We start from the raw sequence: 8208 nt of genomic DNA on the forward strand, positions 1-8208 counted from the left end.
CGGGCCGCGTGCGGTCCGGGCAGCGCCCGCTCCGCCGATGCGCGCGCCGTCCGGCGCCGCGCTTATCCGTCCCGCCATTCCCCCGGCGGCAGATCCCCCAGTTCCCACCGCCCGACCCGCGCTCGGATCAGGCGCAGGGTGGGGTGGCCAACGGCGGCCGTCATCCGCCGCACCTGCCGGTTGCGGCCCTCGGTGATCGTCAATTCGATCCAGGTATCGGGCACCGATTTGCGATAGCGCACCGGCGGGTTGCGCGGCCACAGCCCCGGCGGTTCGTCCATGCGGCGCGCGCGGGCCGGGCGTGTCGGGCCATCCTTCAGCGTCACGCCCCGGCGCAGCGCGTCCAGTGCCGCGTCGTCCGGCACGCCTTCGACCTGCGCCCAGTAGGTCTTGGGGCTTTTGTATTTCGGATTGGCGATCTTCGCCTGCAAGCGGCCGTCATCGGTCAGGATCAGCAACCCCTCGCTGTCGCGGTCCAAACGGCCCGCCGGATAAACGCCCGGCACGTTGATATAGGCCGCCAGGGTCTGCCGGTCGGGGCGGGGCGGGCCGTCATCGGTGAATTGCGACAGCACGCCCCAGGGTTTGTTGAACAGGATGATCCGGCTCACGCCGCGCCTTTGCTTTCGGAGGTCAGCTCGACGAACACATCCTCAAGGTCCGGTTCCTGGGTGGCGATGTCGCGGATCACGATGCCGGCGTTGCGCACGGCCTCGATCACGGCGCCGGTGGCAATCTCTGACCGGCGGTAGGTAAAGCACAGCGCCCCGTCGGCGCGCTGGCAACTGTCCACCCCGGCGGGCATCTGGGGCAGGGCGACCGAGTCCTCGGGGTGGATCACCAGCGTTTTGGCATCCATCCGCCCGATCAGCGCAGAGGTGGTGTCGCGCGCGATGACCTCGCCATGGTTGATGATGGCGATCTCGTCGCACATCTCTTGCGCCTCTTCCAGATAGTGCGTGGTCAGGATGATGGTGGTGCCCTGTTCCTGGTTCAGGCGGCGGATATTGGCCCACAGCATCTGGCGCAGCTCGATATCGACCCCCGCGGTGGGTTCGTCCAGCACCAGCACCTGTGGGCGATGGACCAGCGCCTTGCCCAGCAGCAGCCGCCGCCGCATGCCGCCCGACAGGTTGCGGGCATAGGCCTCTGCCTTGTCCTCCAGCCCGATGGCCTTGAGGATGCGGTCGGTCACGCGTTGGGATTTCGGCACGCCGTACAGGCCTGCCTGAACCTCCAGCGCGGCGCGGGGGGTAAAGAAGGGGTCGATGTTCAATTCCTGCGGCATCACCCCGATGGATGCCCGCGATTGGCGCGGGTTCACGTCCTGATCGAACCCCCAGATGCGCACGCGGCCCTCTGTCTTGACCACCAGCCCGGCCAGGATGTTGATAAGGGTGGATTTCCCCGCCCCGTTTGGCCCCAGCAGGCCAAAGATGGACCCGGCGGGAATGTCCAGGTTCACGCCCTTCAGCGCCTGTTTGGGGGGCTGGCTGCCGCTGGCGGCATAGGTCTTGGTCAGCCCTTCGATCTCGATCGCGTTTTCGCCCATCTCTGCCCCCTTGCCGCTTGTCCGGTCCTCGCTATCATGCCCCCTCAGGTAAGGCGACCCCGTCGCCCCGGCAACGAGGAGGGCAGGATATGGCCGCAGAAACCGATCAAGACCCCGATACCATCGCACCCCCGGAAACCGAAATCGTCAGCGCCTGGCGCGTGGCCTGCGACGGGCCCGGCCCGGGCCTGGGTCATCCGCGCGTCTGGCTGACCATCCCGCGGGACACGGGTTTCGTGGAATGCGGCTATTGCGACAAGCGGTTCGTGCATGAAAGCTGCGCCGACAAGGTGAAGTGATCCGACGCCCCCTTGCGACCGGCTGGCACCTTGCGCCGCTTCGTGGCAAGAGCGGGACAAGACGGCCAAGGGGGAACGGACCATGAGCGGCAATTTCGGCAAGGGCTGCCATCTGCACCTGATCGACGGCTCGGCCTTTATCTTTCGGGCGTTCCACGCGCTGCCGCCGCTGACGCGCAAATCCGACGGGCTGCCCGTGGGGGCGGTCAGCGGGTTCTGCAACATGATCCATAAATATGTGGAGGATAACGCAGGCCCCGATGCGCCGACCCATGTGGCCGTGGTGTTCGACAAGGGCAGCCACACGTTCCGCAATGATCTGTACGATCAATACAAGGCCAACCGCGATGCCATGCCAGAGGATCTGCGCCCGCAGATCCCCCTGACGCGCGAGGCGACCCGCGCCTTCAACATCGCCTGCGTCGAGAAAGAGAATTACGAGGCCGACGATATCATCGCCACCCTGGCCCGTCAGGCGACAGCGGCCGGGGGGCGGGTGACCATCATCAGTTCCGACAAGGATCTGATGCAACTGGTCGGCAATGGCGTCGAGATGCTGGACGCGATGAAGAACAAGCGCATTGGCGTCGAAGAGGTCGAGGCCAAATTCGGCGTTGGCCCGGACCGCGTGATCGACGTGCAGGCGCTGGCCGGCGATAGCGTGGACAACATCCCCGGCGCGCCCGGCATCGGGGTAAAAACCGCGGCGCTGCTGATCAACGATTTCGGCGATCTGGAAACGCTGCTGGACCGGGCCGAGGAGATCAAGCAGCCCAAGCGGCGCCAGACCCTGATCGAGCATCGCGCGCAGATCGAACTGTCCAAAAAGCTGGTGACGCTGGACGCCGATACGCCGCTGGATTTCACCCTGGACGATCTGGAGGTGCGGGAACCCGATGCCGATGCCCTGTTGGGGTTTCTGGCGCAGATGGAATTTCGCACCCTGACCAAGCGGATCGCCGACAGCCTGGGCGCCGAACCGCCGGTGATCGGCGACACCAACCCGGCGGGGGCCAACCCGTCCGCGGAACCGGACGCGCCCGCCAATCAGCCCTTTGACCCCGAGGCCTATGAATGCGTGCGGGATGCGCAGGCGTTGCAGGTGTGGATCGACCGGGCGAATGCGCGGGGCTGGGTGGCGGTGGATACGGAAACCACCGGGCTGGACGAAATGCGTTGCGATCTGGTGGGGATTTCCCTGTCGGTTGAGCCGGGACAGGCCTGTTACATCCCGCTGGCCCACAAGACGGGCGAGGGCGATCTGTTCGGTGCGGACGCGCTGGCCGAGGGGCAGATGCCGCTGGAGCAGGCGCTGGAGATGCTGAAGCCGCTGTTGCAAGATCCGGCGGTGATGAAGATCGGCCAGAACATGAAATACGACGCCAAGGTTCTGGCCCGCTACGGGGTGCAGGTGGCGCCCATCGACGACACGATGCTGATGTCCTACGCGATGAACGCGGGGCTGCACGGCCATTCGATGGACACGCTGTCCGAACGTTACCTGGAACACGACCCCATCCCGATCAAGTCGCTGCTGGGGTCCGGCAAATCGGCGATCACCTTTGACCGGGTGCCGATCGACGAGGCGGTGAAATACGCGGCCGAGGATGCGGATATCACCCTGCGCCTGGCGCAACTGTTCAAACCGCAGCTGCACCGCGCCCGCGTGACCACGGTTTACGAGACGATGGAACGCCCCCTGGTGCCCGTGCTGGCCCAGATGGAAATGCACGGCATCAAGGTCGACCGCGATACGCTGAGCCGCATGTCCAACGCCTTCGCCCAGAAGATGGCCGCGCTGGAGGCAGAGATTCACGAACTTGCCGGTGAAACCTTCAATGTCGGCTCGCCCAAGCAGCTGGGTGAAATCCTGTTCGACAAGATGGGGCTGGAGGGCGGCAAGCGCGGCAAGACCGGCGCCTATGCCACCGGCGCCGACGTGCTGGAGGATCTGGCCGCCGAGGGGCACGACCTGCCCGCCCGCGTGCTGGACTGGCGGCAATTGTCGAAACTGAAATCGACCTATACCGATGCCTTGCAGGACCACATCAATCCCGACACGGGGCGGGTGCATACGTCCTATGTCATCACGGGGGCGATCACGGGGCGGCTGTCCTCGACCGATCCGAACCTGCAAAACATCCCCGTGCGCAGCGAAGAGGGGCGCCGCATTCGCGAGGCCTTTGTCGCGGAAGAGGGCAAGGTTCTGCTGTCGCTGGATTACAGCCAGATCGAGTTGCGCATCCTGGCCCATATCGCGCGCATCGACGCGCTGAAAGAGGCGTTCCGGCAGGGGCAGGACATCCACGCCATGACCGCGTCGGAAATGTTCGACGTGCCGATGGCCGACATGACGCCCGAGATCCGCCGCCAGGCCAAGGCGATCAATTTCGGGGTGATCTACGGCATTTCCGGCTTTGGCCTTGCGCGCAACCTGCGCATCCCCCGGTCAGAGGCGCAGGGATTCATCGACCGCTATTTCGAACGCTTCCCGGGCATCAAGGATTACATGGACGCGACCGTCGCCTTTGCCAAGGAACACGGCTATGTCCAGACCCTGTTCGGGCGGCGCATCCACACCCCGGAGATCAGCGCCAAGGGGCCGCGCGCGGGCTTTGCCAAACGTGCGGCGATCAACGCGCCGATCCAGGGCACGGCCGCCGACATCATCCGCCGCGCCATGGTGCGCCTGCCCCCGGTGCTGGCCGGCCTGCCCGCCAAGATGTTGTTGCAGGTGCATGACGAATTGATCTTCGAGGTGGAGGAAGCCGCCGCCGACGAGGTGAGCGAGGCCGTGCGCGCGGTGATGGAGGGTGCGGCCAGCCCTGCGGTGCATCTGGACGTACCCTTGGTTGTGGATGCCGGTCAGGGCGCCAACTGGGCCCAGGCACACTGACCGGCAATCTTCAGGCGGTGGCGGTGCCCTCTGGCCGCAGCCGCCCCGCCGCCAGCGCAGAGGCCCCGACCATCGCCGCCGCCGTGCCCAGCATCAGCGCCAGCCCGCCCGCCTGGTAGGTCAGGCCGGACAGGACCGTGCCCGCCAGCCGCCCGCCCGCGTTGGCCATGTAGTAAAAGCCGACATCCATCGTCACCCGCTCATCCCGGGTAAAGGCGAGGATCAGGTAGGAATGCAGCGAGGAGTTGACCGCGAAGATCGCGCCAAAGGCCAGCAACCCCGCAACCAGCGTCACCGTCAGCCAGGGCGCCGGGCCGTCCGCCACCAGCGTGGCCAGCGTCAGTACCGCAGGCACCGCCAGCAGCATCAGCGCCCACCGGCGGGCGGCGGCGATCAGATCGCCCTCGGGGCGGGATTTGGCGCGCAACAGGCGCGGCGCGTTGGCCTGAACGATGCCATAGAGGATGATCCAGCCCGCCATGAACGTCCCGATCAGGAAGAAGGCCGCGCGGTTGCCGGCCTCTGACCCGTCAGACAGCACGGCGTAGAAGTAGATCGGGATGCCGACCACGAACCACACGTCGCGCGCGCCGAACAGGAACACCCGGGCCGCCGACAACCAGTTCACGTTGGCCGACTTGGAAAAGACCTCTGCGAACTTGGCGCCCTTGCGCCCCTTGGGCAGGCCCGGCGGCATGGCGATCAGCACGGCGATCAGGATCACGGCCAGCACCGCCGCCATGCCCAGCACCGCCCAGGTGAACCCCAGCGTGCCCAACAGCGCCGCCCCCAGCAGAAAGCCTACGCCCTTGACCGCGTTTTTCGACCCGGTCAGCACCGCGACCCAGCGGAACAGGCCGCCATCCTCTTTCGGGGCCAGCAGTTTCACCGCCGATTTGGAGGACATCTTGGCCAGATCCTTGGCCACGCCACTGGCCCCCTGCACCGCCATCACATAGGCCACCGACAGCCCAATGGCCCAGTCGGGGTTCAGGAAGGCCAGCGCGATCAGGGCGGCCACCTGGATCCCCAGCCCCGCATACAGGGTCGAGGTCAGCCCGAAGCGTGCGGCCAGCCACCCGGCGGACAGGTTCGTGACCATCCCCGCGATTTCGTACAGCACGAACAGGTATGCCAGCTGCACCGGGCTGAACCCCAGCGTGTGGAAATGCAGCAGCACCAGCATACGCAGCGCGCCATCGGTCAGCATGAAGGCCCAGTAGGCCGCGGTGACGGCGATATAGGCGGACAATCCCTCGGGGCGGTGGGTCACAGGCTGTCCCCCACCATGAACGCCACGTCCACCAGCCGGTGCGCATAGCCCATCTCGTTGTCGTACCAGGCGTAGATTTTAACCTGCGTGCCATCGACAACCATGGTGGACGGTGCATCCACGATGCCCGAGCGCGTGTCGTTGACATAGTCCGCACTGACCAGCGGCCGTTCCTCGTAGCCCAGGATGCCCTTCAGCGGGCCGTCGGCGGCAGATTTCAGCAGGGCGTTCACCTCTTCGGCGGTGGTTTCGCGCGCCACCTCGAACACGCAGTCGGTGAGCGACCCGTTCAGCAGCGGCACCCGCACCGCGTGGCCGTTCAGCTTGCCCTTCAGTTCCGGGTAGATCAGCGTGATCGCCGTTGCCGACCCGGTGGTGGTCGGGATCAGCGAGTTCAACGCCGAGCGCGCCCGGCGCAGATCCTTGGCCGGGCGGTCCACGATGGTCTGGGTGTTGGTCACGTCGTGGATCGTGGTGATGACCCCGTGTTCGATCCCCAGCTCCTGATGGATGACCTTGACCACTGGCGCCAGGCAGTTGGTCGTGCAACTGGCCGCCGTCACGATGCGGTGGCGGGCGGGGTCGTAGATGTCGTGGTTGACGCCGTAGACGATGTTGGCCGCGTCCCCGTCCTTGACCGGGGCGGACACGACGACCTTTTTCACGCCGGCCGCGAAATAGGGGGCGATCCTGGCCTCGGTCTTGAAATAGCCGGTGCAGTCGATGACCACGTCCACGCCATCCAGCGGCAGATCCTCGATCCGCGCGGCGCCATGCACGGGCAGGCGGGTGCCGTTCACCGTCACGCTGTCCGCATCATGGGCAAAGGTGGCATCCCACCGCCCATGCACCGTGTCGAATTCCAGCAGGTGCGCGTGCATTTCCGGGTCGCCCACCGCATCGTTGATCCAGGCGATATCGGCGCCGCGTTCCAGCAAGGGTTTTAGCGCCAGTTTCCCGATGCGGCCCAGGCCGTTCAGTGCATAGGTGGTCATGCGGGGGCCTCATCCTTGGCGATGTCGTCAACTGCCTTTTGCAGGGCGATGCGGTCCAGCTGGTCGAGCGGCAGCGCGGCGAAGGCCTTGATCCGGTTTTTCAGCGCGCCATAGGCATGCTGGAAGGCCAGGCTTTTTTCCGCGTCGCTGCCCTCGGCCTTGACCGGGTCGGGCACGCCCCAATGGGCGCTGATCGGCTGGCCGGGCCAGGGCGGGCATTCCTCGTTCGCGGCCTGGTCGCAGACGGTAAAGACGAAATCCATCACCGGGGCGTCCGGCACCTGGAACTCGGCCACGTTCTTGGCGCGCAGGATCGCGGTGTCGTGGCCCTTGTCCTGCAGCACCTGCACGGCAAAGGGGTTCAGTTCGGAATAGGGCTTGGTCCCGGCGGAATAGGCGGTGAAACGCGCACCGGCCCAGTCACGCAGAATGGATTCGGCAAAGATCGAACGGGCAGAGTTGCCGGTGCAGATAAACAGCACGTTGTATTTGCGGTCAGACATGGTCTCGGATCCTGATGAAGAGGGAAGGGGGAAGGGCGCGCAAACCTCTGCGCGCCCGCGGCAGCAATCGAGCAGCAGGTAGTCCAGCGTTTCGCCGACTGCCGCCATGTCCGGGCGGTAGCGCAGCGAGGTGCCCTGGCGGTCCTGCGTGACCAGGCCGGCCCGCATCAGGGCCGACAGGTAGGCCGACAAGGTCGACGGTTTCAGGTTCAGCGCCTCGCCGATCTCGCCGGCGGGAACGCGGTTGGGGTGGCGGCGCATCAACAGCCGGAAAATGGCCAGCCGCTGCGGATGGCCCAAGGTCGCGAGTCGGGTGACGATTTCATTTTCCATATTTCAAGAAATATCGAAATAAAGTCCTCTGTCAAGCGTCGCATGCCGTGAACCCCGCCCTGTGCCAGCCGGAAATCGCGGTCAGGCCCCGATTCCCACCTGTTCAGGCCATCCGGGCGCTGCGTGGCGCGGCCCACCGCCCCGAAAGTTGAGCAAAATCAAGCGTAACACATTGAAATCACGCCGATGTGACGGCCGCTCGCAGTGAGGGTCTAAATTTCTGTCACATTTTTTACGATTTGGGCTTGCGGCTCTCGGCTCATATCCGTAAACACCCCTTCACCGGCGGCGCTGAGGCGCTGGCGGGACGGACCGGCGGGCCGCTGAGGTTTGAAGGTTCGGACATTGAGGGACGGA

Annotated in this window: 7 protein-coding genes; 2 read left to right on the plus strand and 5 right to left on the minus strand. The window is 65.7% G+C overall.

Annotation, left to right across the window (positions count from 1 at the left end):
* Positions 1-62 precede the first annotated feature (62 nt).
* On the minus strand, positions 63-611 hold the full coding sequence (locus tag EV656_RS11620) for a pseudouridine synthase (RefSeq protein ID WP_132604068.1): 549 nt from the start codon (positions 609-611) through the stop codon (positions 63-65).
* A complete protein-coding gene (locus EV656_RS11625) occupies positions 608-1552 on the minus strand; it encodes an ABC transporter ATP-binding protein (protein ID WP_132604071.1) in 945 nt (314 codons plus the stop codon). The genes EV656_RS11620 and EV656_RS11625 overlap by 4 nt, the downstream gene beginning before the upstream one ends.
* Before the next feature lie 89 nt (positions 1553-1641).
* Here EV656_RS11625 and EV656_RS11630 point away from each other — a divergent pair, with 89 nt between their 5' ends.
* The gene (locus tag EV656_RS11630) at positions 1642-1851 is read left to right on the plus strand and encodes a zinc-finger domain-containing protein (protein ID WP_132604074.1); all 210 of its coding nucleotides are present in this window, start codon (positions 1642-1644) and stop codon (positions 1849-1851) included.
* A gap of 82 nt (positions 1852-1933) precedes the next feature.
* Positions 1934-4747 (plus strand): DNA polymerase I, encoded by a 2814-nt coding sequence (gene polA / locus EV656_RS11635; RefSeq protein WP_132604077.1) that lies wholly within the window; start codon positions 1934-1936, stop codon positions 4745-4747.
* 10 nt (positions 4748-4757) lie between these two features.
* On the opposite strand, the gene arsJ is transcribed toward polA, so the two are convergent.
* The 3 genes from arsJ to EV656_RS11650 are packed head-to-tail and all read right to left on the minus strand — an operon-like array spanning position 4758 to position 7851.
* The gene (gene arsJ / locus EV656_RS11640; protein WP_132604080.1) at positions 4758-6020 is read right to left on the minus strand and encodes an organoarsenical effux MFS transporter ArsJ; all 1263 of its coding nucleotides are present in this window, start codon (positions 6018-6020) and stop codon (positions 4758-4760) included.
* Positions 6017-7015 carry an ArsJ-associated glyceraldehyde-3-phosphate dehydrogenase gene (locus tag EV656_RS11645; RefSeq protein ID WP_132604083.1) on the minus strand — a complete coding sequence of 333 codons (999 nt, stop codon included), beginning with the start codon at positions 7013-7015 and terminating at the stop codon, positions 6017-6019. Before EV656_RS11645 ends, arsJ begins: the two co-directional genes overlap by 4 nt.
* A complete protein-coding gene (locus EV656_RS11650) occupies positions 7012-7851 on the minus strand; it encodes an arsenate reductase/protein-tyrosine-phosphatase family protein (protein ID WP_132604086.1) in 840 nt (279 codons plus the stop codon). The genes EV656_RS11645 and EV656_RS11650 overlap by 4 nt, the downstream gene beginning before the upstream one ends.
* Positions 7852-8208 lie beyond the last annotated feature (357 nt).

The sequence above is a fragment of the Rhodovulum adriaticum genome (genome assembly GCF_004345735.1).
Taxonomy (GTDB): domain Bacteria; phylum Pseudomonadota; class Alphaproteobacteria; order Rhodobacterales; family Rhodobacteraceae; genus Rhodovulum; species Rhodovulum adriaticum.